Annotated in this window: 25 protein-coding genes; 19 read left to right on the top strand and 6 right to left on the bottom strand. The window is 72.0% G+C overall.

Annotated elements, in window-relative coordinates; all coding sequences use genetic code 11:
• Window positions 1–168 precede the first annotated feature (168 nt).
• The 6 genes from IEZ20_RS11510 (at window position 169) to IEZ20_RS11485 (ending at window position 4,368) form a co-directional block, all read left to right on the top strand.
• Window positions 169–876 carry a chitinase gene (locus IEZ20_RS11510; RefSeq protein WP_373303925.1) on the top strand — a complete coding sequence of 236 codons (708 nt, stop codon included), beginning with the start codon at window positions 169–171 and terminating at the stop codon, window positions 874–876.
• A gap of 40 nt (window positions 877–916) precedes the next feature.
• On the top strand, window positions 917–1,837 hold the full coding sequence (locus tag IEZ20_RS11505; RefSeq protein WP_189297239.1) for an aldo/keto reductase: 921 nt from the start codon (window positions 917–919) through the stop codon (window positions 1,835–1,837).
• Between the two features lie 252 nt (window positions 1,838–2,089).
• Window positions 2,090–2,470, top strand: coding sequence for a BlaI/MecI/CopY family transcriptional regulator (locus IEZ20_RS11500; RefSeq protein WP_189297237.1), 381 nt, complete (start codon window positions 2,090–2,092; stop codon window positions 2,468–2,470).
• Complete coding sequence (locus IEZ20_RS11495; RefSeq protein ID WP_189297216.1) at window positions 2,467–2,616, top strand: hypothetical protein; 150 nt, start codon at window positions 2,467–2,469, stop codon at window positions 2,614–2,616. Before IEZ20_RS11500 ends, IEZ20_RS11495 begins: the two co-directional genes overlap by 4 nt.
• A gap of 230 nt (window positions 2,617–2,846) precedes the next feature.
• Window positions 2,847–3,242: a VOC family protein gene (locus tag IEZ20_RS11490; protein WP_189297213.1), complete on the top strand. Its 396-nt coding sequence runs from the start codon at window positions 2,847–2,849 to the stop codon at window positions 3,240–3,242.
• A 46-nt stretch (window positions 3,243–3,288) separates the two neighbouring features.
• On the top strand, window positions 3,289–4,368 hold the full coding sequence (locus IEZ20_RS11485; RefSeq protein WP_189297211.1) for an adenosine deaminase: 1,080 nt from the start codon (window positions 3,289–3,291) through the stop codon (window positions 4,366–4,368).
• Here the strand turns inward: IEZ20_RS11485 and IEZ20_RS11480 are convergent.
• Both IEZ20_RS11480 and IEZ20_RS11475 read right to left on the bottom strand, forming a co-directional pair.
• Window positions 4,365–4,865 carry a mycothiol transferase gene (locus tag IEZ20_RS11480; RefSeq protein ID WP_189297209.1) on the bottom strand — a complete coding sequence of 167 codons (501 nt, stop codon included), beginning with the start codon at window positions 4,863–4,865 and terminating at the stop codon, window positions 4,365–4,367. The genes IEZ20_RS11485 and IEZ20_RS11480 overlap by 4 nt on opposite strands.
• 68 nt (window positions 4,866–4,933) lie before the next feature.
• Window positions 4,934–5,824: a LysR family transcriptional regulator gene (locus tag IEZ20_RS11475; protein ID WP_189297206.1), complete on the bottom strand. Its 891-nt coding sequence runs from the start codon at window positions 5,822–5,824 to the stop codon at window positions 4,934–4,936.
• A 111-nt stretch (window positions 5,825–5,935) separates the two neighbouring features.
• Between IEZ20_RS11475 and mgrA the strand changes: the two genes are divergently transcribed.
• On the top strand, window positions 5,936–6,928 hold the full coding sequence (mgrA, locus tag IEZ20_RS11470) for an L-glyceraldehyde 3-phosphate reductase (RefSeq protein WP_189297204.1): 993 nt from the start codon (window positions 5,936–5,938) through the stop codon (window positions 6,926–6,928).
• 222 nt (window positions 6,929–7,150) lie between these two features.
• Here the strand turns inward: mgrA and IEZ20_RS11465 are convergent, their stop codons facing one another.
• Window positions 7,151–7,534, bottom strand: a complete 384-nt coding sequence (locus tag IEZ20_RS11465) for a nuclear transport factor 2 family protein (RefSeq protein WP_189297202.1) — start codon at window positions 7,532–7,534, stop codon at window positions 7,151–7,153.
• A 331-nt stretch (window positions 7,535–7,865) separates the two neighbouring features.
• On the opposite strand from IEZ20_RS11465, the gene IEZ20_RS11460 reads away from it, so the two are divergent.
• The 5 genes from IEZ20_RS11460 (at window position 7,866) to IEZ20_RS11440 (ending at window position 12,655) form a co-directional block, all read left to right on the top strand.
• On the top strand, window positions 7,866–8,276 hold the full coding sequence (locus tag IEZ20_RS11460; RefSeq protein ID WP_189297200.1) for a hypothetical protein: 411 nt from the start codon (window positions 7,866–7,868) through the stop codon (window positions 8,274–8,276).
• Window positions 8,277–8,514: 238 nt separating this feature from the next.
• Complete coding sequence (locus IEZ20_RS11455; protein ID WP_189297198.1) at window positions 8,515–9,060, top strand: hypothetical protein; 546 nt, start codon at window positions 8,515–8,517, stop codon at window positions 9,058–9,060.
• A complete protein-coding gene (locus IEZ20_RS11450; protein ID WP_189297196.1) occupies window positions 9,060–10,103 on the top strand; it encodes a serine/threonine-protein kinase in 1,044 nt (347 codons plus the stop codon). Before IEZ20_RS11455 ends, IEZ20_RS11450 begins: the two co-directional genes overlap by 1 nt.
• Before the next feature lie 274 nt (window positions 10,104–10,377).
• Window positions 10,378–12,030, top strand: a complete 1,653-nt coding sequence (locus IEZ20_RS39605; protein WP_189297194.1) for a DUF6777 domain-containing protein — start codon at window positions 10,378–10,380, stop codon at window positions 12,028–12,030.
• Between the two features lie 169 nt (window positions 12,031–12,199).
• Window positions 12,200–12,655, top strand: a complete 456-nt coding sequence (locus IEZ20_RS11440; protein WP_189297192.1) for an ATP-binding protein — start codon at window positions 12,200–12,202, stop codon at window positions 12,653–12,655.
• Between the two features lie 39 nt (window positions 12,656–12,694).
• Here the strand turns inward: IEZ20_RS11440 and IEZ20_RS11435 are convergent, their stop codons facing one another.
• Window positions 12,695–13,585, bottom strand: a complete 891-nt coding sequence (locus IEZ20_RS11435; RefSeq protein ID WP_189297796.1) for an RNA polymerase sigma factor SigF — start codon at window positions 13,583–13,585, stop codon at window positions 12,695–12,697.
• Between the two features lie 265 nt (window positions 13,586–13,850).
• Here IEZ20_RS11435 and IEZ20_RS11430 point away from each other — a divergent pair, with 265 nt between their 5' ends.
• The 4 genes from IEZ20_RS11430 to IEZ20_RS11415 all read left to right on the top strand — a co-directional run bounded on the left by IEZ20_RS11430 (window position 13,851) and on the right by IEZ20_RS11415 (window position 16,654).
• On the top strand, window positions 13,851–14,243 hold the full coding sequence (locus IEZ20_RS11430; RefSeq protein WP_189297190.1) for a helix-turn-helix domain-containing protein: 393 nt from the start codon (window positions 13,851–13,853) through the stop codon (window positions 14,241–14,243).
• 241 nt (window positions 14,244–14,484) lie between these two features.
• Window positions 14,485–14,967, top strand: a complete 483-nt coding sequence (locus tag IEZ20_RS11425; RefSeq protein WP_189297188.1) for a VOC family protein — start codon at window positions 14,485–14,487, stop codon at window positions 14,965–14,967.
• 138 nt (window positions 14,968–15,105) lie between these two features.
• On the top strand, window positions 15,106–15,900 hold the full coding sequence (locus IEZ20_RS11420; RefSeq protein ID WP_189297186.1) for a VOC family protein: 795 nt from the start codon (window positions 15,106–15,108) through the stop codon (window positions 15,898–15,900).
• A gap of 34 nt (window positions 15,901–15,934) precedes the next feature.
• On the top strand, window positions 15,935–16,654 hold the full coding sequence (locus tag IEZ20_RS11415) for a ribonuclease H family protein (protein ID WP_189297184.1): 720 nt from the start codon (window positions 15,935–15,937) through the stop codon (window positions 16,652–16,654).
• Here IEZ20_RS11415 and melC2 read toward each other — a convergent pair whose 3' ends face one another.
• A complete protein-coding gene (gene melC2, locus IEZ20_RS11410; protein ID WP_189297182.1) occupies window positions 16,655–17,476 on the bottom strand; it encodes a tyrosinase MelC2 in 822 nt (273 codons plus the stop codon).
• A 34-nt stretch (window positions 17,477–17,510) separates the two neighbouring features.
• Complete coding sequence (gene melC1, locus IEZ20_RS11405; protein WP_189297180.1) at window positions 17,511–17,888, bottom strand: apotyrosinase chaperone MelC1; 378 nt, start codon at window positions 17,886–17,888, stop codon at window positions 17,511–17,513.
• Between the two features lie 338 nt (window positions 17,889–18,226).
• Here melC1 and IEZ20_RS11400 point away from each other — a divergent pair, with 338 nt between their 5' ends.
• From IEZ20_RS11400 to IEZ20_RS11390, 3 genes are all read left to right on the top strand, one after another.
• The gene (locus tag IEZ20_RS11400) at window positions 18,227–19,423 is read left to right on the top strand and encodes an FAD-dependent monooxygenase (protein ID WP_189297178.1); all 1,197 of its coding nucleotides are present in this window, start codon (window positions 18,227–18,229) and stop codon (window positions 19,421–19,423) included.
• 238 nt (window positions 19,424–19,661) lie between these two features.
• A complete protein-coding gene (locus IEZ20_RS11395) occupies window positions 19,662–20,645 on the top strand; it encodes an aldo/keto reductase (protein ID WP_189297176.1) in 984 nt (327 codons plus the stop codon).
• Window positions 20,646–20,697: 52 nt separating this feature from the next.
• Window positions 20,698–21,228: a DUF6328 family protein gene (locus IEZ20_RS11390; RefSeq protein ID WP_189297174.1), complete on the top strand. Its 531-nt coding sequence runs from the start codon at window positions 20,698–20,700 to the stop codon at window positions 21,226–21,228.
• The last annotated feature ends 69 nt before the right edge of the window (window positions 21,229–21,297 follow it).

Here is a 21,297-nt window from a genome sequence, read left to right as displayed (position 1 = left end):
CTCGTGCGTGTGCGCCTCACCGGAGTCGGCCCACACCGCCCGCGTCCGAATGACTGGTCTACACCCTTGACTGGTACAGACCAAGGCGGTTGAGTAGGCCCAACCCCCCACCACGCCGTTCCCGTCGCTTCCGGGTGCGGCCGTGCTGCGCAAAGGAGTTGGTTCGTGTTGAAGCACCGCATCGCCGCCCTGCTGACCTCGCTCGCCCTGGGCGCTTCCGCCCTGGTGCTCCAGGCGGCCCCCACGGCCTCCGCCGCCGGCTTCGTGGTCAGCGAGACTCAGTTCAACCAGATGTTCCCGAACCGGAATTCCTTCTACACCTACAGCGGCCTGACCGCCGCCCTCGCCGCCTATCCCGGTTTCGCGAACACCGGCAGCGACACCGTGAAGAAGCAGGAGGCCGCCGCCTTCCTGGCCAATGTCAGCCACGAGACCGGCGGCCTGGTGTACGTGGTCGAGCAGAACACCGCCAACTACCCGCACTACTGCGACTGGAGCCAACCGTACGGCTGTCCGGCGGGACAGGCGGCGTACTACGGGCGCGGCCCCATCCAGCTCTCCTGGAACTTCAACTACAAGACCGCCGGTGACGCGCTCGGCATCGACCTGCTCAACAACCCGAACCTGGTGCAGAACAACGCGTCCGTCGCCTGGAAGACCGGCCTGTGGTACTGGAACACCCAGACCGGACCCGGCACCATGACCCCGCACAACGCCATGGTGAACGGCGCCGGCTTCGGCCAGACCATACGCAGCATCAACGGCTCCCTGGAATGCGACGGCAAGAACCCCGCGCAGGTGCAGAGCCGCGTCTCCTCCTACCAGCGCTTCACCCAGATCCTCGGCGTCTCGCCCGGCGCCAACCTGTACTGCTGACACCGCCCGGAGGCCGGGGGCCGTGTGCGAGACTCCGCCGATGACCGCAGAAACGATCACCGCGGAAACGATCACCGCGGAAACCTCCGGCACCTGGAAGCTCGGCGACCTGCCCGTCCACCGCATCGGCCTCGGCGCGATGCGGCTGACGGGCAGCGCCGCCTTCCACAACGGCACCCCGAGCGACCGGGAACGCTCACTCGCCGTGCTGCGCAAGGCCGTTGAACTGGGCGTCAACCACATCGACACGGCGGCCTTCTACTTCTCCTCGCTGCGCAGCGCGAACGAACTCATCAACACCGCGCTGTCCCCGTACGGCGACGACCTGGTCATCGCCGCCAAGGTCGGCCCCTACCGCGACTACCGCGGCGAGTGGGGCACCTCCGCCCGCCCCGACGAACTGCGCGGACACGTCGAGGAGAACCTGCGCCAGCTCGGGCGCGACCACCTCGACCTCGTCTACCTCCGCCGGATGAGCCAGGACTCCGTCGCCGAACACTTCGGCGCCCTCGCCGAGTTGCGCGAGGCGGGGCTGATCCGGCACCTCGGGATCTCCGGGGTCGAACCCCGGCACCTCGCCGAGGCCCTGGAGATCGCGCCGGTGGTGAGCGTGCAGAACCGGTACGCCGTGGACCGGCCCGACCCGGTCGGCGACGAGGTCCTGCGGCTGTGCGGCGCGCACGGCATCGCCTTCGTCCCCTTCTACGCCGTGGCCGGAGCGGCCGGGGAGCACGGCGCGACCACCGCTCACGACGACGCGGTGCTCTCCGCCGCCCGGGCCCACGGCGTCAGCCCCGCCCAGGTCCGCATCGCCTGGACGCTGCACCAGGGCCCGCACGTCCTCGCCATCCCCGGCACCGGCGACCCCGGCCACCTGGCCGAGAACGTCGCCGCGGGCGCGCTGCGGCTCACCGGGGAGGAACTGGCGCGGCTCGGCGCGGCCCGCGACCGGGCGAGCTGAGGCCGACGGCCGGACGGTCCCTGCCGCGCCGGGTGCGTACGGTCGTACCACCGTGTCCATGCCCGCGCCAGGTGCGTACGGTCGTACCACCGTGTCCATGCCCGCCCCCGGTGCATACGGCGGTACCACCGTGTCCGTACCCGCTCCCGGTGCGTACGGTCGTACGACCGTGGGGCGGCCCCGGCTGACTACCATCGGGTGGACGGAGACGGGCCCGGGCCACCGGACCAGGACGGGGTGAGGAACCTTCCCATGAGCGACGCCAAGGACGAACGCCGGCCGGCCGGCGAACTCGAAGCGAGCGTCATGGCCGTGCTCTGGGCCGCCGACGCGCCCCGGACGCCCGGCCAGGTCCAGCAGAGCCTCGGCCTGGACCTCGCCCGTACGACGGTGACGACGATCCTCACCCGGCTGCACGAGAAGGGGGTCGTGGACCGGCGGCGCCAGGGCCGCGGCTACGCCTACTCGCCCGCGCGGGACGTCCAGGACGCCCACGGTCTCACCGCCCGCCGGATGCACAGCGAACTGGACCGGGGCAGCGACCGAGAGACGGTGCTCGCCCGCTTCGTCGCCCAGCTCGGCCCCGACGACGAACGCGTTCTGCGCGACCTGCTCGAACCCGACGGCCGATGAGCGTGATGACCGTACCGCTGCCGCTCCCGCTTCCCCTGCTGCTGCCGTGCGCCCTGCCGGTCCCGGCCCGCCGGGCCCTCGGCCGGCCGGACCCGGTCGCGGCGCCGGCGCCACGCCCGGCGGCGGGACCCGCGCAGAGCGCCTGAGAGGAGCGGGAGTACCTCCCTCAGCCCCCGCCGGCCCCCCGGTACACCTCCCTCGGCCGGGCACCCCCGGACACGGAGACGCCCGTCGCGGGACCACGCCGTTACCCCGTCTCCACTGCCCCTCCCCACCCCGCGTGGCACCGTTTCCGTGACGCGCGTAGAACCAGACTGGCGCGCCGTAGGTTTTACGTATAACCTCACCGGCTAACCCATCCCACCGGAAGGTCGCCATGCGCCGCGTCGCCCTGGTCACCCTCGTCGTGCACGACTACGACGAGGCCATCCGCTTCTACACCGAGGCCCTCGGGTTCCGTCTCGCCGAGGACGCCCCGCGTCCCGACGGCTCGCGCTGGGTCGTGGTCGAGCCCGGCGGCGACGGCGCCGCCACCGGACTGCTCCTGGCCCGGGCCAAGGACGAGGACCAGCGGACCCGCGTCGGCGACCAGACCGGCGGCCGCGTCGGCTTCTTCCTGCACACCGACGACTTCGCCCGCGACCACGCCCGGATGACCGCCGCCGGCGTGACCTTCCTGGAGGAGCCGCGCCACGAGCCGTACGGCACGGTCGCCGTCTTCCAGGACCTGTACGGCAACCGCTGGGACCTGCTCCAGCCCGCCGGCCACTGATCCACCCCGCACCACCTGCCCGAGGACCTGAGGAAACGAAACGCCCATGACCGCGTCCCGCATCGACACCGAGACCCTCCGCCGGCTCCCCAAGGCCGTCCTGCACGACCACCTCGACGGCGGCCTGCGCCCCGCCACCGTCGTCGAACTCGCGGACGCGGTCGGCCACACCCTGCCCACCACCGACCCGGACGAGCTGGCCGCCTGGTACTTCGAGGCCGCCAACTCCGGCGACCTGGTCCGCTACATCGCCACCTTCGAGCACACCCTCGCCGTCATGCAGACCCGCGAGGGCCTGCTGCGCACCGCCGAGGAGTACGTCCTCGACCTCGCCGCCGACGGCGTCGTCTACGCCGAGGTCCGCTACGCCCCCGAGCTGAACACCAAGGGCGGCCTGGCGATGAGCGAGGTCGTGGAGACCGTCCAGGAGGGTCTCGCGGCCGGCATGGCCAAGGCGGCCGCCGCCGGCACCCCCGTCCGCGTCGGCACCCTGCTGTGCGGAATGCGGATGTTCGACCGGGTCCGCGAGGCCGCCGACCTGGCCGTGGCCTACCGTGACGCCGGTGTCGTCGGCTTCGACATCGCGGGTGCCGAGGACGGCTTCCCGCCCGCCGACCACCTGGCCGCCTTCGAGCACCTGCGCCGCGAGAACGTGCCCTTCACCATCCACGCCGGTGAGGCCCACGGGCTGCCCAGCATCCACCAGGCCCTCCAGGTGTGCGGTGCCCAGCGCATCGGCCACGGTGTGCGCCTCACCGAGGACATCCCGGACCTCGCGGCCGGCAAGCTCGGCCGCCTCGCCTCCTGGGTGCGTGACCGCCGTATCGCCCTGGAGATGTGCCCCACCTCCAACCTCCAGACCGGCTGCGCCACCTCCATCGCCGAGCACCCCATCACCGCTCTGAAGGACCTCGGCTTCCGGGTCACCCTCAACACCGACAACCGTCTGGTCTCGGGGACGACGATGACCCGGGAGATGTCCCTGCTGGTCGAGGAGGCCGGCTGGACGGTCGAGGACCTGCGCACGGTGACCGTGAACGCCCTCAAGAGCGCGTTCATCCCGTTCGACGAGCGCAAGGCCCTCATCGAGGACGTGGTCCTGCCGGGGTACGCGAGCGCGCTCTAGACGAGGCCCCTGAGGTAGGCGGCCTGTCCGACGTGCTGAAGGTCGTCGGACAGGACGCTCACCAGGCGGACGCCGAGGGAGACCGGGGGGTCCCAGCGTTCGTCCACGATGCGTTCGAGATCCTTGGCGGCCAGCGTGCGCAGGACGCCGAGGGTCTGCTCGTGCACGGCGTCGTAGTACCCGGTCAGCAGGTCGGCCGACGCCACCCGCACCTTCGCGACCTTGGCCGGAGTGTGCCCGTAACCCGTGTCGTGCCGGGGCAGGTCGAGGCCGAACCGTTTCTCCCAGTCCTGGGAGAGCCACACCTGGTCGAGGTCGAAGGCGTCCGCGACGTGGTCGTCCTGCACGCGCGTCAGGTGCCAGACCAGCCAGGCGATGGAGTTGGCCTCGGGGGACGGGCGGTGGTGCAGCTGGTCCGGGCCGAGGCCGTCGAGGGCGGCGTGGACTTCTTCCTGGATGCGGCCGTAGCCGTCGATGAGGATGTCCTTTGCATGCATACCGTCCACCATCGCAAACCGGCGCCGCTCGCGCGCCCCGTCGGCCGAACGGCGGCCGCCGGTCCTCGTCACGCGTCCAGGGCGCCCGTTTCGAGCAGCGTGACCAGCGCCCGTGCGGCCGGGCTCGTGGCCCGCTCCGGCGGCAGCAGGGCGACCGTCTCGTACTCCGCCTCGCCCACGCCCTTCAGCGGGAGCGCCGCGAGCGCCGGCCGCTTGTGCCGGAAGTGCCGGGGTACGACGGCGATCCCCAGGTTCTCGTCCACCAGGTCCAGCAGGCTGTGCACGTCGTTGACCTCCAGGGCGACCGTGCGCCGGACGCCGGCCCCGGTGAACGCGGCGTCGGTGGTGCGGCGCGGACCCCAGTCGGGGTGGAAGTCCACGAAGACCTCCCCGGCGAGGTCGTCCGGGCCCAGCACGGCCGGGGCGGAGGCCAGACGGTGGCTCGGATGGCACAGCACCGTCATCGGCTCGCTGGTCAGCGACACCGAGCGCAGCTGGTCGGTGTCCGCCTGGGTGCGGTAGGCGAACGCCAGGTCGAGCCGCCCGGCCGCGACCTCCTCCGCCAGCGCCCCCGAACCCGCCTGCCGCAGCCGGATCTCCACATCCGGGTGCCGGCCCCGGAAGGCCGCCAGCAGCCGGGCCACCTGCACCCCGGCGATGCACTGCTCGGTGCCGAGGGCCAGGGTCCCCCGCAGCACGCCCTGCACCGCCGCCACCGCCTCGTGCGCCGAGCGCACCTGCGCCAGGATCCGCTCGGCCTCCACCAGAAGCGCCCGCCCCGCCTCGGTGAGCGTCACCCGCCGCGTGGTCCGCACGAACAGCGGCGCCCGCAGCTCCCTCTCCAGCGCGCGGATGGAGGCCGACAGGCCCGACTGGGACACCATCAGGCGTTCGGCGGCCCGGGTGAAGTGCTGGTCCTCGGCGACCGCGACGAAGTGCTGGAGATGGCGCAGTTCCATGATTGAGAAGCCTAGCCGCTGAATCCCATCGGATTCTTCTGTTGGACCGCTGCCCGCCGGCCGGGGAAGAGTGGCACCGGTAGATCGTGTGCCAACCCCTCTGGAGTCGCGTTGTACACCGCACACCCCGACCGCTACGCCGACATGCCCTACCGGCGCACCGGACGCAGCGGACTGAAGCTCCCCGCCCTGTCGCTGGGCCTGTGGCACAACTTCGGGCCGGACCGGCCCGTCGAGACCCAGCGGGCCATCCTGCGCCGCGCGTTCGACCTCGGCGTCACCCACTTCGACCTCGCGAACAACTACGGCCCGCCGCCCGGCGCCGCCGAGTCCGCCCTCGGCGAGGCGCTGAAGGCGGACTTCGCCGGATACCGCGACGAGCTGGTGATCTCCACCAAGGCCGGCTATCTGATGTGGCCCGGCCCGTACGGCGAGTGGGGCTCGCGCAAGTACGTGCTGTCCTCGCTCGACCAGAGCCTGAAGCGGATGGGCCTGGAGTACGTCGACGTCTTCTACTCGCACCGCTTCGACCCGGACACTCCCCTGGAGGAGACGATGGGCGCCCTGCACTCGGCGGTGCAGCAGGGCAAGGCCCTCTACGTCGGCGTCTCCAACTACTCCGCCGAGCAGACCCGCGAGGCCGCCCGCATCCTCGGCGAGCTGGGCACCCCGCTCCTCATCCACCAGCCGCGCTACTCGATGCTCGACCGGCGCCCCGAGGACGAGGGCCTGCTCGACACCCTGGACGAACTCCGGATCGGCTCCATCGCGTACTCCCCGCTGGAGCAGGGCCTGCTCACCGGCCGCTACCTCGATGGCATCCCGGAGGACTCCCGAGCCGCGAGCGACAGCCCGTTCCTGAACTCGGACGCGGTCACCGAGGACCTCGTCGCCCGGTTGCGGGCGCTGAACGAGATCGCGGGGTCCCGCGGCCAGACGCTGGCCCAGCTCGCCCTGGCCTGGGTGCTGCGCGGCGGCCGGGTGACCTCCGCCCTGGTCGGCGCGAGCAGCGCGCGGCAGATCGAGGACAGCGTCGCGGCCGTCCGCAACCTGGACTTCGACGCTGAGGAGCTGGCGCGCATCGACGCGATCGTCCGGCCGTAGCACCGGACGGACGGCCCGGGGAGGGCTACGACCGTCCGTGCCACGACCGTCCGTGCCACGGCCGTCCGTGCCACGACCGTCCGTGCCGACGGCCGTCCGGCGGCGCGACTGTCCGGTGTCGTGGCCGTCCCGCGTCGCGATTCGACCGTCCGGTGTCGCGACTGTCCGGTGCTACGCCCGACCGGTGCCGCGGCCGTCCGGGGCGTGTTCCCGGCGGTGCCGTCAGGCGTCCGCCGGGACGCGGTCCAGGAACCCCAGGACCTGCTGGATGCGGCCCTCGGCGTCCAGTGTGATCACGTCGAACCCGGCCACCGGCGCCGAACCGTCAGCCTCGTTCACCAGCTCCCAGCCGAAACGCGCGGTGTCGTGGTGGCCGTCGACCGCGCCGAGCGGGCGGAACACGAAGCCCGGGAACTGCTCGTGGGCCGCCGTGATGACGGCCGCGATCTGCTCGTGGCCGCGGACGTCCGCGAGGGGGTCGGTGTAGCCGCCGTCCGGGGCCCACGCGGCGGCGACGGCCTTCGCCACGGCCTCCGGTCCGGTGGCGTTCCAGGCCTCGAAGTAACGGGCGGCGGCGTTCTCGTGACGTTCGGTGCGCACGGCCATGGCGAAGCTCCTCCATCGAGGTCGTCTCTGCTGGTCAGGATCCGGGTCGGGGTTCCGCCGACCCGGTGTGACCACCATGCGGCAGGGGCGGCGGCCGGGTCGATTACCTCGAAGGTCATGCGCGGGACGCCGTGCGGACGCCTCATTCCGGCCAGAACGGGCGAGGAATATGTCAAGAGACTGGCCGGAAAGTCATGGTGACAGTGGTTCAGCAGTGAACATACTCGACTGTACGGACTTCACTTCCCGCGAGGTTCCGATCACGCACCGCACATGACCCGCACCGAAGGCGAGGCCGTTCGCAGGCGAACGACGCGACGGGGGAGCGCGCATGCACGACGAATTCCTGTGCCATGTCACCGCGTACGGCGTCTGCGGCGGACAGCGCATCGGAGTGCCCCTCGGGACCTACCGCGCACCCACCCTGGCCCTCGCCCTGTGGTGGCTGCGCGACCGCGCCAACTGGATCGCCGACCGCCTCGACCCCCGCCCCGAGGTGGGGCACTTCCCGGCCGGCTCGCTCGTGCCGGTCGCCGACACGGTGCCCGACGTGCCCTTCGTGCTGCGCGCCTGGTGCGGTGACCCGGCCCAGCAGGAGAGCGTCGCCGACGAACTGGCCGCCGGCCGGCTGGTGCGGATCGCGACCGGCGACGAGACCACCGAGTACGAACTGCTCGCGGAGTCCGTCGACGCGCTGCGCATGCAGCGGACGGTCCCCGGCCTCGTCGTACCGGTCGCCTGACCGACGCCCCCTCCGGCCCCGCCCCCTCCGTGCCCGCCCCCGGTCTCCCACTTCTCCCTCTCCCCCTCCGTCGTCTCCTCACAGTGCCCTTCTCGCCTCTCGCGCGGGGGGTGCACATCTGCACGAATCGATAGAATTCCGGCATGGCTGAGTGGCCGGTCGTCCCGACCGCACCCGCACTCGTCCTGGCGACCGAGACGGGCCCCGCGGTGATCCCCGGTGCGGAAGCGGGCCGGCGATGAAGACCCCCGGGTTCCGGCCCACACACGTCGTCCCGCCGCACGGACTGCCCGCCTGGGAGGCCCCGGACCCGGCGCGCCCCACCGTGCCCCTGGATCCGCTGCTGCCGGTGCAGCTCGTGGAGCGGCGCGGCGACTGGGGGTACATCTGCTGCGCCAACGGCTGGGCCGCCTGGGTCGACGGCCGGCTCCTCGTCGCCGTACCCGAAGACCCCCCCGCCGCCGACGGCGAGCCCGAGGCCGCCACCGATCCGCGGCCCCTGCTCGCCCGGGTGGAGCAGGCCCTGGCCGACTACCGGGCCGCCGTGGAGGACCTGGCGGCCGGCGGCCTGGACGGGGAGGCCTTCGACATGCGCACCGAGGGCCTGCGGATCGGGCTCGTCGTCGACGGCGCCTCCATGTGGCTGTACGACGCGCAGGAGGAGCGGTGGGTGTACGGCGACGGGCGGCGGCTGAGCACCTACGCCACCGACGCCTCGGTCGCCGGGGAGGACGACACCGGCGGTGCCTCCGCCCGGCTGGTCGCGCCCGAAGGTGAGCGCTGATGTCGAGCGAGACCAGCCTGTTCGCCGGCCGCCCCTCGGAACTGATCGGCCGGCAGGTGGCGAGCTACCTGATCGAGAGCGAGGTCGGGCGCGGCGGGATGGCGGTCGTCTACCGCGCCCGCGACCTGCGCCTGGGCCGTACCGTCGCGCTGAAACTGCTCGCCCCTGAGCTGGCCCGCAACGACACCTTCCGCAAGCGTTTCACCCACGAGTCCCAGGTCGCCGCGGCGATCGACCACCCGCACATCGTGCCCGTCTTCGAGGCCGGCGAGACCGACGGGGTGCTCTACATCGCCATGCGGTACGTCTCCGGCAGCGACCTGCGCCACCTCCTCGACACGCGCGGACCGCTGCCGCCGGCGGACGCGGTGCGCATCGCCGTCCAGGTGGCCTCCGCCCTGGACGCCGCCCATGACCACGGCCTGGTCCACCGGGACGTCAAGCCCGGCAACATCCTGGTCGCCGAGGGGACCGACAGCGACCATCCCGAATACGTGTACCTGACCGACTTCGGGCTCACCAAGAAGTCCCTCTCGCTGACCGGGTTCACCAGCGTCGGCCAGTTCGTCGGCACCCTCGACTACGTCGCCCCCGAGCAGATCTCCGGCCGCCCGGTCGACGGCCGCTGCGACGTCTACGGCCTCGCCTGCGTGGTCTACGAGACCCTCACCGGCCGCCCGCCGTTCCAGCGCGAGGACGACATGGCCCTGCTGTGGGCCCACCAGTACGACGAGCCGCCCGCGCCGAGCTCCGTCAGCGCCGGTCTCTCCCCGGCCGTCGACTCCGTGTTCGCCCGGGCCCTGGCCAAGAGCCCGGACGCCCGCCACGACACCTGCCTGGACTTCATCACCGCCCTGCGCGCGGCCGCGACCGCCGCGACCGCCGCGCCGCCGGACGGCCGCGCGGTCCCCGAGCGGGCTCCGGCGCCGCCGCCCGAGCCCGCCCCCTGGCCCCCGCACTGGGCGGCACCGGTGTTCGGCGCCGGCCCGGACCAGGTGCCGGCCCCGACTGGAGGCCGCCCGCCGCGCGGGTCCTCGGCTTGAGCGGCCCGGTACTCCGTCACACAATGGTGTCAGTGTGCAGCCAAATGACCCAAAAAGGGTTTGACGGAAACTGACGGATTTATCTGAGCAAAGCCGCGCATCGCGACGGGAAGTAGGGCTCGTGAGCGTCGAACCTCCGTCCTCCGGCCGTCCCACAGGTCCGCCCTCCGGTCCGCTGTCGGGCTCGTCCCGACCGCCCGCCGGTCCGCCGCCCTCGCCGCCGCCGGCCGGTGGCGGGGGGCACAAGGAGCCGCACGGTCACTGGTGGAAATCGGTGCCCCGGGTCGCGGCGCTCACCGCGGCCCTGATCGCCGCCGCGGCCCTCGCGGTGGTCTTCACGCGTCCGGGCGGCGGCGGGACCTCCGCCCAGCGCGGCGAGGTCTTCCTGGAGGCCGCCAACAGCACCGGCCAGGACCCGTTCACGGAGTCGACCGCGACGCAGGGCACCGCCACCACCCCGGGCAAGTCCACCGAGCCCGGGAAGTCCAGCGAGCCCGGCAAGTCCACCGAGCCCGGGAAGTCCACCGCGCCGGGGAAGTCCAGCGAGCCCGGGAAGTCCACCGCGCCGGGCAAATCCAGCGCGCCGGGGAAGTCCACGGCACCCCGGAGCACCGTCTCCCTGCCCGTCAGCACCCCGCAGGGCGGGGTCGCCGAGGTCCGTGGTGTGCAGGGCGGGGCGCCCGGCCTCTACGGCGGCACCCGGAAGACGCCCAGCTGTGACGTCGAGCGGCAGATCAGGGCCCTGCAGGCCGACGCGAGCAGGAACCGGGCGTTCGCCACGTCGATCGGCGTCCAGCCCGGCGGTGTCCCCGGCTACCTCCGCTCCCTCACCTCCGTGCAGTTGCGCGCCGACACCCGCGTCACCAACCACGGCTACCGCAACGGCACCGCCACCAGCTACCAGTCCGTCCTGCAGAGCGGTACCGCCGTCCTGGTCGACGCGCACGGCGTGCCCCGGCTGCGCTGCGCCTGCGGCAACCCGCTGAAGGAACCGGTCGCCCAGCGCACCGCCCCCCGGCTGGTGGGCCGGCAGTGGTCCTCGTACCGGTCCACGAACGTCGTCGTGGTGCAGCCCGCCCCGGTGGTCGTCAAGGTCTTCGTGATCTACGACACCCACCACCACGTGTGGGTGAACCGCCACCGCGGCTACGCGAACGTCCGGTACGACGCGCACGGCAAGCCGCCGAAGTATCCGGACCCGTGGACGTCCCCGCTGCCGTGCGCGCCGGGTACGACCAGCAGGCCGGGCTCCAGGTGTCCGCCGGCCTCGTCCGGGATCACCACATCACCGGTCTCGCCGTCGCCCTCGAACTCGCCCGGTTCGACACCGCCGTCGACTTCCACATCCCCGACATCCCCGACATCGTCGACATCTTCGTCGTCTTCGTCGTCCTCGTCGTCCTCGTCGTCCTCGAAGTCGACGTCACCGTCGTCGGAATCGTCGTCGCCGTCGTCGGAATCGTCGTCGCCATCGGAGAAGTCGTCTTCGCCGTCCGAGAAGTCCTCCTCGCCCTCGGAGTCCGAATCCAAGTCCTCCTCGCCTTCGGAGTCCAAGTCGCCGTCGAGCGAGAAGAGCTCGGCGACCGAGTCCCCGTCCAAGGAGTCCCCGTCCAAGGAGTCCCCGTCCAAGGAGTCACCCTCCAAGGAGTCACCCTCCAAGGAGTCACCCTCCAAGGAGTCCCCGGCCCAGAGCCAGTCCGGCGAGTCGTCGGCTCCGTCGGCCGGATCGCCGTCGACCGAGCGGTCCGGTGCCTCCCCTGAGTCCCCGGCCCCCTCCGCGAGCCGGCAGCAGACACAGGAGCAGCAGACCCAGCAGCAGACGCAGGAGCAGCAGACGCAGGAGCAGCAGACCCAACAGCAACAGCAGCAGGACCAGCAACAGAACCAGCAGGAGAACCAGCAACAGAACCAGCAGCAGGGACAGTAGTGCCCTACCGGGGCGTGAGCCGTGACGGCGGCCCGCCCCGGACGCATGCCGTGACCTTCGCCACTGTGCGCGCTGGGCGAACGCATCGGGTGGACTGGGGGGCCGGACTCGGGGTACGAGGACTGGTGCACCATCGACCGGCCGGACCGGGTTTTCCTAGAGGGACAGAATGACCGAGCACCTGGGCGGGGCAGTGATACCGACTGGTTTCGACGTACCCGTGGAACCGCTGCGCAGCGCGGCGCACTACACCGGCGAGCCCGGATGCATCGCCGAGGCTCGCGCCTTGGCGTCCCGGTTCCTCGAGCAGCTGCGCACCGAGTGGTGCGCCACCGCCGACGGCCGGGCCGACGGCGAGCTGCTCCTGCTGGTGAGCGAGCTGGTCACCAACGCCGACCGGCACAGCAACGGCCCCTACATCCTGGAGCTGGAGGGCACGGACACCTCGGTCATCGTGTCCGTGTACGACAGCAGCACCGCCCTGCCCCGCCGGTTCCCGAAGAACCCCGAGCGCGTCGGGCGGCACGGCCTGGAGATCGTGCACGCCCTCGCCTCGGAGCTGACCGTCGAACGCGTGCCCGTGGGCAAGCGGGTGCGGGCCGTCTTCGAGCTGCGGCGGGACTGAGCCGCGGCGGGGCCGAGCGGTGTGTCAGGCGCGGCGGTCTCAGGCGCAGCCCAGCTCGCCGAGCATGCCCTGCCGCAGCCGGGTGATGATCCGCTTGATCAGGCGGGAGACGTGCATCTGGGAGCAGCCGAGCCGCTCACCGATCTCCGCCTGGGTCGCCTCCTCCACGAACCTCAGGTGGATGATCTGCCGGTCACGGTCGCTCAGCTCCGCCATCAGCGGGGCGAGCGCGTGGAAGTCCTCGACGAGCCGCAGCCCCTCCTCCTCGACACCGATGAAGTCGGCGAGCACCGCCTCGCCGTCCTCCGGGCCGTCGCCGGTGAGTGCCGCGTCGAGGGAGGCCGAGTTGTAGCCGTTCGAGGCCAGCTGCGCCTCGACCACCTGGTCCGCGGGGATGTTCATCAGCGTGGCCAGCTCGGCGACCGTCGGGTCCCGGTCCAGTCGGCTGGACAGCTCCTCGCGGGCCTTGGCCAGCTCCACCCGCAGCTCCTGGAGCCGGCGCGGAACGTGCACGGCCCAGGTGGTGTCCCGGAAGAACCGCTTGATCTCACCGACGATGTACGGCAGCGCGAAGGAGGTGAACTCGACCTCGCGCGCCAGTTCGAACCGGTCGATGGCCTTGATCAGGCCGATCATGCCGGTCTGGACGATGTCCTCCATGTCGTCGCCGCGGCCCCGGAAGCGTCCGGCCGCGAACCGCACCAGCGACATGTTCATCTCGATGAGGGTGTTGCGCGCGTACTGGTACTCGTGCGTCCCTTCCTCCAGCTCGGTCAGCCGGCGGAAGAACTGGCGGGACAGCTCCCGTGCGTCCCGCGGGGCGACGGACGCCGGGTCCGCGATGCCAGGAAGTGACCCCTCGCCCGTCCTGTCCTGCTCGGTCTGCTCGACGACCTCTGCTTCCGAGCGGATCCCGGCGGCGGTGTTCATTACCTCTCCCACGAAAGTCACGGTTCCGACGTCTCCCTGTGCGGTCTCTCTGCCGGCTTCCCGCACAGAGCGTCCTGTGCGGGTACCCCTTCTGCGGGAGTTCAAGCAGGTCCGCAGAGCCGCTTACGGCGCGGGTACCCACGGTGACCCCGCGCATGCACCCCTCCTTCCGGCTTGGCGGGAAACGGCCGGTGGCCGCGAGGATTTCCCTCAGAGCGCAATCCCGCTCCCTTGTCGCCGGCGGTACCGCTCCTAGGCTGACGGGATGAGCGACCCGGTGAGCGAAGAAGCCCGCGTAATCCCCCTGCGACCGGCGCCCGCCCGCCCGGCCGCGCCGGAGACCGAGCCCGCCCCCAGGGAGCCGCTGTGGCGGGATCTCGTCGGTGAGGTGCTGCGCAGGGAGCGGCAGGCGCAGGACCGCACGCTCAAGGACGTGGCCGACGCCGCCCGGATCTCGCTGCCCTACCTGTCCGAGGTCGAGCGGGGCCGCAAGGAGGCCTCGTCCGAGGTGCTCGCGGCCGCGGCCCACGCGCTCGGCCTCGGCCTCGGGGACCTGCTGTCGCTGGTGCACGGCGAACTGACCCGGCGCACCGCGCCGCGGCGCTCGCCCGCCGCCGCACCGCGCCGGCCGTACCGGGGACTCTGCCTGGCGGCCTGATCCGTCACGCCTCCCGCAGCCGCCGGAAGAACGCCCGGACGCCGCCGACCGGCGGTCCGGCGGTCGGCGGCGTCCCGGTCCACCGTCTCCTTGGGCAGCTCCCGCTCCGCGGGACCGGCACGCGGAACGGGCGGGTGCCCACCTCAGGGGTCGCGGCCGTGATCGGGATGCCGGGCCGATGAGTTTCGGCGCGTGCGGGAGTCGACAGACATGACCGCGTTCCACGCCCCAGGAGGTGCTCATGTCCACCGACGGATTCATCACGTGTCTCTGGTTCGACGGCCAGGCGGAGGAGGCCGCGCACCACTACGTCTCGATCTTCAAGGACGCCCGCGTCGACGGCGTCGTCCGGTGGCCGAAGTCCGGTCCCGGCCCGGCCGGCTCCGTGCTGACCGTGGAGTTCACGGCCAACGGCCAGCGGTTCGTCGCGCTCAACGGCGGCCCCGAGTTCACCTTCAACGAGGCCGTCTCCTTCCAGATCCTCTGCTCCGGCCAGGAGGAGATCGACCACTACTGGACGAGGCTCACCGAGAACGGCGGCGAGGGCGGCCGGTGCGGCTGGCTCAAGGACAGGTACGGCGTCTCCTGGCAGGTCGTCTACGCCCCCCTCCTCGACATGATCGCCGGCCCGGACCAGGCGAAGGCCGCCCGCGCCCTCAGGGTCATGATGGGCATGACCAAGCTGGACGCGGCGGCCCTGGACAGGGCGTTCGCGGGCGAGTAGCGGAAGCCGGGCGTGGACCGGCCGGGGGTGTGCGGGAGGGCTCCGCGCGCCGTACGGGCGGTCGGCCCGGCGCGCGGGGCGGATCCCGCATGGCTAGCGTGAACAGACGGGACAGACCACGTCAGGAGGGCTGGCAGCATGGCCGTGCAACCGGAAGGAACGCCCTGTTGGGCCGATGCGATGTTCAGTGACGTCGAGGGAGCCAAGCGGTTCTACGGCGACGTCCTCGGCTGGACCTTCGGCGAGTCGTCGTCGGAGTACGGCAACTACACCCAGGCCTACGCCGACGGCAGGGCCGTGGCCGCCGTCGTCCCGCCCATGCCCGGCCAGGAGGGCCAGTCCCAGTGGTGCCTGTACCTCGCCTCACCGGATGCCGCGGCCACCGCGGAGAAGATCCGGGAGAACGGCGGCGAGGTGCTGATGGAGCCGATGCGGGTCGGCGAGTTCGGCACCATGTGCCTGGCCCGGGAGCCCAGCGGGGCCGTGTTCGGCGTGTGGCAGGCGGGCACCCACGAGGGCTTCGAGGCGACGGCCACCCCCGGCGCCTACTGCTGGGCCGAGGTCTTCACCAGGGAGCCGGAGCAGACGGACGCCTTCCTCTCCGCGGTCTTCCCGTACCGGATGAAGGAGATCGAGGACGACGCGGTGGACTTCCGGATGTTCGACATCGGCGAGGACACCGTCCTCGGCCGGATGCGGATGACCGACGACTTCCCGCCGGAGGTGCCGTCGTACATCAACGTCTACTTCACCGTCGACGACTGCGACGCGGCCGTCGACCGGGCCGTCAAGCTCGGCGGGGTCCTCCGCTTCGGGCCGATGAGCAGCCCCTTCGGCCGGTTCGCGGCGGTGAGCGATCCGCAGGGCGCGAACTTCTCGGTGATCGACATCACCACCACCGAGGGCGAGATGCCGAGGATCAGGGACGTCTGACCGGTCCCGGGACGGCGCCGCCCGCGGCCATGGCATGATCGGGCACATGCGTGAACGTGTGGTGGCCGCGTGCGACGGGGCTTCGAAGGGAAACCCCGGACCGGCCGGATGGGCGTGGGTGGTCTCGGACGGCGATGAGCGGACCCCCGCCCGCTGGGAGGCGGGCCCGCTCGGCCGGGCCACCAACAACGTCGCCGAGCTGACGGCCCTGGAGCGGCTGCTCACCGCCGTCGACCCGGACGTCGAGCTGGAGATCCGGATGGACTCCCAGTACGCGATGAAGGCCGTCACCACCTGGCTGCCCGGCTGGAAGCGCAACGGCTGGAAGACCGCCGCCGGCAAGCCCGTCGCCAACCAGGACCTGGTGGTCCGCATCGACGAGCTCCTCGGCGGCCGGTCCGTCGAGTTCCGCTACGTCCCCGCACACCAGGTCGACGGAGACCCGCTGAACGACTTCGCCGACCGCGCGGCCAGCCAGGCGGCCTCCGTCCAGGAGCCGGCCGGCAGCGCGCTCGGCTCGCCCGAGCCCCCTCCGTCGTCCGGCACCCCGGCGGCCGGGGCGCCGCGCGGGAAGGCACCCCGCCGCACCGGTGGCGCCGCTTCCGCGCGCAGCGGCGGGGCCGCGTCCGCCCGCACCATCAAGGCGAAGTTCCCGGGCCGCTGCCTGTGCGGCCGGTCCTACGCGGCCGGCGAGAAGATCGCCAAGAACGCGCAGGGCTGGGGCCACCCGGAGTGCCGTACCGCCGAGGTCTGATCAGACGTCGAAGGTGTAGTGCTTGGTGTGGTCCAGCAGGTCCGCCGGGCGCACGGTGTTCCACGGCTTCATGGTGTCGTTCAGGTCCACCACGTCCGGGGTGCCGCCCGCCGGCACATAGGCGGAGTCCGGGTGCCGGCGCTGCCACTCGGCCCACAGCTTGTCGATGTAGGCGTGGTGCAGCCAGAACACCGGGTCGTTGGGGGAGACGCCGGTGGCCATCTGCCCGCCGACCCACACGTGCACCCTGTTGTGCAGGTTGACCCCGCGCCAGCCCTCCAGGTGGTTGCGGAAGCCGTCCGAGGAGCTGTTGTACGGCGCCATGTCGTACGTCGCCATCGACAGCACGGACTCCACCTCGGCCCGCGTCGGCAGTTCCCGCACGCCGGTGCCGAGCGAGCGGCGCAGGAACGTACGGCCGTCGACGCGCACGTTGACCGGCCAGTTCCCGGTGGACGCGGCGAACGGGCCGTCCATCACCCGGCCGTCGGTGCTGCGCCCGGTGCCGCCGAGGAAGTCCGGCGCCCACAGCGAGGCCCGCACCGTGCGGTCGGTGCTCCAGTCCCAGTAGGGCAGCGCGACCGAGGAGTCCACCGACTGCAGCGCCTGCTCGAAGTCGAGCAGGAATCTGCGGTGCCAGGGCAGGAAGGAGGGGGAGCGGTGGCCGGTCCGCTCGCCGTTGTCGGTGTCCGACATGATGAACTCGTTGTGCGTGCGGACGAAGTCGTCGTAGCGTCCGCTGCGCTTGAGTTCGAGGACGGCGTTCACGAACCGCTTCTTCTCGTCGGCGGTCAGGGTGGCCTGGTTCTTGCGTACGGTCATGGTGCGGGTGCTCCGGAAGTCCTTGCGGGGGCGGTCAGTTGGAGGGGAACGGCAGCAGCTGCGCGCCCTGCAGCTCGTCCACCGCGGCACGGGCGGCGGCGCGCGGGGTGGACACCGGGTCGTAGTGGCTGACGACGCTGATCCAGGTGCCGTCGGCGTTCTGCATCACGTGCAGCTGCACGCCGTCGACGAACACCGCGTAGCCGCCGCCGTGTTCGTGGTGGTGTCCGCCGCCGCCGGCCGGACGGCCCTGTATCCGGCGGCCCTTGTAGACCTCGTCGAAGGAATCGGGTGTGGTGGGCATGGGGTGGCCGGCGGCCGACGCGGCGGGTGCGGCGACGGCGGCGACCGAGGCCGTCGCGGCGACGGCGGCTGCCGCGGTGAGCGCGCGGCGCCGGGTGATGTCGGGCATGCGGATCCTCCTGAAGAGTGGTTCGGTGGTGACGACGCATGCCTATCGGGACCTCGCGGAGCGGAAGAAATCGGCCGGAACCGGTTGGCTACGATCCGGACAATTAGCCACATGTCGTAGAGAGTTGAACTAAGATGATCTTGCTGTGGCGGTAGGCCGATCCACCCCGGAACGGGGAATTCCTTGCCGTACCGCCCTACTTCCCGATGATCTTTGCCGAACGCCACCCGTCCGAGTGGTGCGGCTCACCACGCCAAACTGACGCGATCGGGCGGCTTGCGGCCCTGCTACCCTCCGGTGCCGTTCCAGCACGTCAAGTGACGGTCAGGGGAGTGCGTGTGAAGGTCGTCTGTGTCGGAGGCGGGCCCGCCGGCCTGTACCTCGCCATCCTGCTCAAGCTGCAGGACCCCGCCCACGACGTCACCGTCCACGAACGCAACCCCCAGGGCCGCACCTACGGCTGGGGCGTGACCTACTGGCGCGGACTCCTCGACCGGCTCCGGGCGCACGACCCCGAGACCGCCGCGGCGATCGAGGAGCACTCCGTCCGGTGGAGCGAGGGCATCGCCCACGTCCGCGACCTGACGACCCGGCACCACGGCGACGAGGGGTTCGGCATCGGCCGGCACCGGCTGCTCGACCTGCTCGCCGGCCGGGCCCGCGCCCTGGGGGTCCGCCTGGAGTACGAGAGCGAGGTGACGCACCCACCCGCCGGCGCGGACCTCGTCGTCGCGGCCGACGGAGTGCACAGCACCCTGCGCTCCGGCGCCGCCCACGACTTCGGCACCCGCGTCACCTCCGGCCGCAACCCCTACGTCTGGCTCGGCACCACCAAGGTCTTCGACGCCTTCACCTTCGCCTTCACCGAGACCGAGCACGGCTGGATCTGGGCCTACGGCTACGGCTACAGCGGCGATCGCAGCACCTGCGTCGTCGAGTGCTCCCCGAAGACCCTCACCGGCCTCGGCCTGGACCGCGCCGACCAGGGCGAGGGCCTCGCCCTGCTGGAGAAGCTCTTCGCCGGCATCCTCGAAGGCCACCCCCTGACCGCCCGCCCCGGCGCCTCCTGGCAGACCTTCCGCACCCTCACCAACCGCACCTGGCACCACGGCAACCTGGTCCTGCTCGGCGACGCGGCCCACACCACCCACTACTCCATCGGCGCCGGCACCACCCTCGCCCTGGAGGACGCCATGTGCCTCGCCGACGCCCTGCGCGCCCACGCCGGCCTGCCCCAGGCCCTCGCCGCCTACGAGCGCCGTCGCCGGGCCGCGCTGCTGTCCGCGCAGAGCGCGGCCCGCTACAGCGCCCAGTGGTACGAGAACCTGCCCCGCTACATCGGCCTGCCCCCGCACCGGATGTTCGCCCTGCTCGGCCAGCGCCACTCACCGCTGCTGCCGTACGTCCCGCCGCAGCTGTACTACGGCCTGGACCAGGCGGCCGGACGCCTGGAGGCGCTGCGCAGACTCAAGCGCTGGCTCGGCCCCCGCGCCGCCCGCGCCCTGCACGCCCGCTCCACGGCCCACGGGGACTAGGGGTGCTGTCCCGGGACGTTGGTGACACGCGTGCTGGGTGCTTGAACAGGTGAGGGCCTTCTGGGTTCGGTGTGGATTGCGACAAACGGCGGTTCACTGGACGATCATTCACGCGGTCACGCCAAGGGCCGCCCGCGCCCCGTCAGCGGTCCACCGTCGCGCCTCACCCGTACGGGTGAAATCCGCGTGTGGAGGCGTCCGTTCCGCGAGACGCCGTACCGGATGACAGACTGACGCCATGGACGAACGCGTAATCGGCAGGTCGGGTCAGTGGGCGTCGGTGGTCGGCCTCGGCACATGGCAGCTGGGCGCCGACTGGGGCGCCGTGGACGACAAGGAGGCCCTGTCCGTCCTGGAGGCGGCGGCCGAGGCCGGGGTCACCTTCTTCGACACGGCCGACGTGTACGGCGACGGGCGGAGCGAGTCGACCATCGCCTCGTTCCTGCGCGGCCGGCCCGATCTGCACGTGCTCGTGGCCACCAAGATGGGCCGCCGGGTGGAGCAGGTCCCCGAGAACTACGTCCTGGACAACTTCCGCGCCTGGAACGACCGCTCGCGCCGCAACCTCGGTGTCGACCGGATCGACCTGGTGCAGCTGCACTGTCCGCCCACCCCGGTCTACTCCTCGGACGCGGTGTTCGACGCCCTGGAGACCCTGGTCGAGGAGGAGCGCGTCGCCGCGTACGGGGTGAGCGTGGAGACCTGCGCGCAGGCGCTCACCGCGATCGCCCGGCCGAACGTGGCGAGCGTGCAGATCATCCTCAACCCGTTCCGGATGAAGCCCCTGCGGGAGGTGCTGCCCGCCGCCCGCGAGGCCGGCGTCGGCATCATCGCGCGCGTGCCGCTCGCCTCCGGCCTGCTGTCGGGCAAGTACACCAAGGACACCGTGTTCGCGCCCGACGACCACCGCACCTTCAACCGCCACGGCGAGGCCTTCGACCAGGGCGAGACCTTCTCCGGTGTGGACTACACCACCGGAGTCGAGGCCGCAGCCGAGTTCGCCGCGCTCGCCCCGGAGGGGTACAGCCCGGCCCAGCTGGCGCTGCGCTGGATCATCGAGCAGGACGGCGTGACCACGGTGATCCCCGGCGCCCGCAACCCGGAGCAGGCCCGCGCCAACGCCGCGGCGGCCAAGCTGCCCCCGCTGCCGCAGGAAACGTTCACCGCGGTCCGCGAGCTGTACGAGCGGCGGATCAGGGACCAGGTCGAGTCCCGCTGGTAGGCGCCGGGCCGCCGATCGTTTGAACGAACGGGCGGGCGGTTACACGCACCGCATGACGGCGGAAGCACAGCGCAGGGGGCGCAACGAGACCGAGGAGGAGCGGGCCGACCGGATGTGGGGTGAACTCATCCAGGAGGTCCGGGTGGCCCAGACGGGCGTGCAGATCCTGTTCGGCTTTCTGCTGACCGTGGTCTTCCAGCCCAAGTACGGGCAGCTCGCCCCCACGGACCGGGCCATCTACATCGTCACCGTGGTCCTCGGCGCCTGCGCGACCGGCGCCCTCATCGGCCCGGTCTCCCTGCACCGCCTGGTCTCGGGCCGCCGGGTCAAGCCGCAGGCGGTGCGGCTGGCCTCCCGGATGACCCTGGTCGGCCTGGCCCTGCTGCTCGCCACGATGACGTCGTCGCTGCTGCTGATCCTCCGGGTGGCCACGCACGACGGCTATGTGCCCTACCTGGTGGCGGCCGTCGTCGCCTGGTACCTGCTGGGCTGGTACGGCCTGCCCCTGTGGGCCCGCCGCAGGTACTCCTCCCGGCCGGACGACCGGTCAGGGGACCCGCGGCTGCCGCACTCGCCCGACTAGGGCCTCTCTTCCGGACCATGCCGGGGCCGGGTCGGGCGAGAGGCACCGTCGCCAGCGGCCGGCCTGATC

The sequence above is a fragment of the Streptomyces cinerochromogenes genome (assembly GCF_014648635.1).
GTDB lineage: Bacteria > Actinomycetota > Actinomycetes > Streptomycetales > Streptomycetaceae > Streptomyces > Streptomyces cinerochromogenes.
The sequence above is the reverse complement of the archived record's forward strand: the minus strand, read 5'-3'. Positions and strand labels throughout refer to the sequence as shown.

Excerpts from the sequence above, each read along its gene's own strand:
- IEZ20_RS11505 (WP_189297239.1), top strand. The coding sequence starts at position 917 with ATGACCGCAGAAACGATCACCGCGGAAACGATCACCGCGGAAACCTCC.
- IEZ20_RS11465 (WP_189297202.1), bottom strand. The coding sequence starts at position 7,534 with ATGGCCGTGCGCACCGAACGTCACGAGAACGCCGCCGCCCGTTACTTC.
- IEZ20_RS11490 (WP_189297213.1), top strand. The coding sequence starts at position 2,847 with ATGCGCCGCGTCGCCCTGGTCACCCTCGTCGTGCACGACTACGACGAG.
- IEZ20_RS11395 (WP_189297176.1), top strand. The coding sequence starts at position 19,662 with ATGGACGAACGCGTAATCGGCAGGTCGGGTCAGTGGGCGTCGGTGGTC.
- IEZ20_RS11425 (WP_189297188.1), top strand. The coding sequence starts at position 14,485 with ATGTCCACCGACGGATTCATCACGTGTCTCTGGTTCGACGGCCAGGCG.
- IEZ20_RS11500 (WP_189297237.1), top strand. The coding sequence starts at position 2,090 with ATGAGCGACGCCAAGGACGAACGCCGGCCGGCCGGCGAACTCGAAGCG.
- IEZ20_RS11440 (WP_189297192.1), top strand. The coding sequence starts at position 12,200 with ATGACCGAGCACCTGGGCGGGGCAGTGATACCGACTGGTTTCGACGTA.
- IEZ20_RS11475 (WP_189297206.1), bottom strand. The coding sequence starts at position 5,824 with ATGGAACTGCGCCATCTCCAGCACTTCGTCGCGGTCGCCGAGGACCAG.
- IEZ20_RS11450 (WP_189297196.1), top strand. The coding sequence starts at position 9,060 with ATGTCGAGCGAGACCAGCCTGTTCGCCGGCCGCCCCTCGGAACTGATC.
- IEZ20_RS11480 (WP_189297209.1), bottom strand. The coding sequence starts at position 4,865 with ATGCATGCAAAGGACATCCTCATCGACGGCTACGGCCGCATCCAGGAA.
- melC1 (WP_189297180.1), bottom strand. The coding sequence starts at position 17,888 with ATGCCCGACATCACCCGGCGCCGCGCGCTCACCGCGGCAGCCGCCGTC.
- IEZ20_RS11430 (WP_189297190.1), top strand. The coding sequence starts at position 13,851 with ATGAGCGACCCGGTGAGCGAAGAAGCCCGCGTAATCCCCCTGCGACCG.
- IEZ20_RS11460 (WP_189297200.1), top strand. The coding sequence starts at position 7,866 with ATGCACGACGAATTCCTGTGCCATGTCACCGCGTACGGCGTCTGCGGC.
- IEZ20_RS11415 (WP_189297184.1), top strand. The coding sequence starts at position 15,935 with ATGATCGGGCACATGCGTGAACGTGTGGTGGCCGCGTGCGACGGGGCT.
- IEZ20_RS11485 (WP_189297211.1), top strand. The coding sequence starts at position 3,289 with ATGACCGCGTCCCGCATCGACACCGAGACCCTCCGCCGGCTCCCCAAG.
- IEZ20_RS11455 (WP_189297198.1), top strand. The coding sequence starts at position 8,515 with ATGAAGACCCCCGGGTTCCGGCCCACACACGTCGTCCCGCCGCACGGA.
- IEZ20_RS11435 (WP_189297796.1), bottom strand. The coding sequence starts at position 13,585 with ATGAACACCGCCGCCGGGATCCGCTCGGAAGCAGAGGTCGTCGAGCAG.
- IEZ20_RS11495 (WP_189297216.1), top strand. The coding sequence starts at position 2,467 with ATGAGCGTGATGACCGTACCGCTGCCGCTCCCGCTTCCCCTGCTGCTG.
- IEZ20_RS11420 (WP_189297186.1), top strand. The coding sequence starts at position 15,106 with ATGGCCGTGCAACCGGAAGGAACGCCCTGTTGGGCCGATGCGATGTTC.
- melC2 (WP_189297182.1), bottom strand. The coding sequence starts at position 17,476 with ATGACCGTACGCAAGAACCAGGCCACCCTGACCGCCGACGAGAAGAAG.
- IEZ20_RS11390 (WP_189297174.1), top strand. The coding sequence starts at position 20,698 with ATGACGGCGGAAGCACAGCGCAGGGGGCGCAACGAGACCGAGGAGGAG.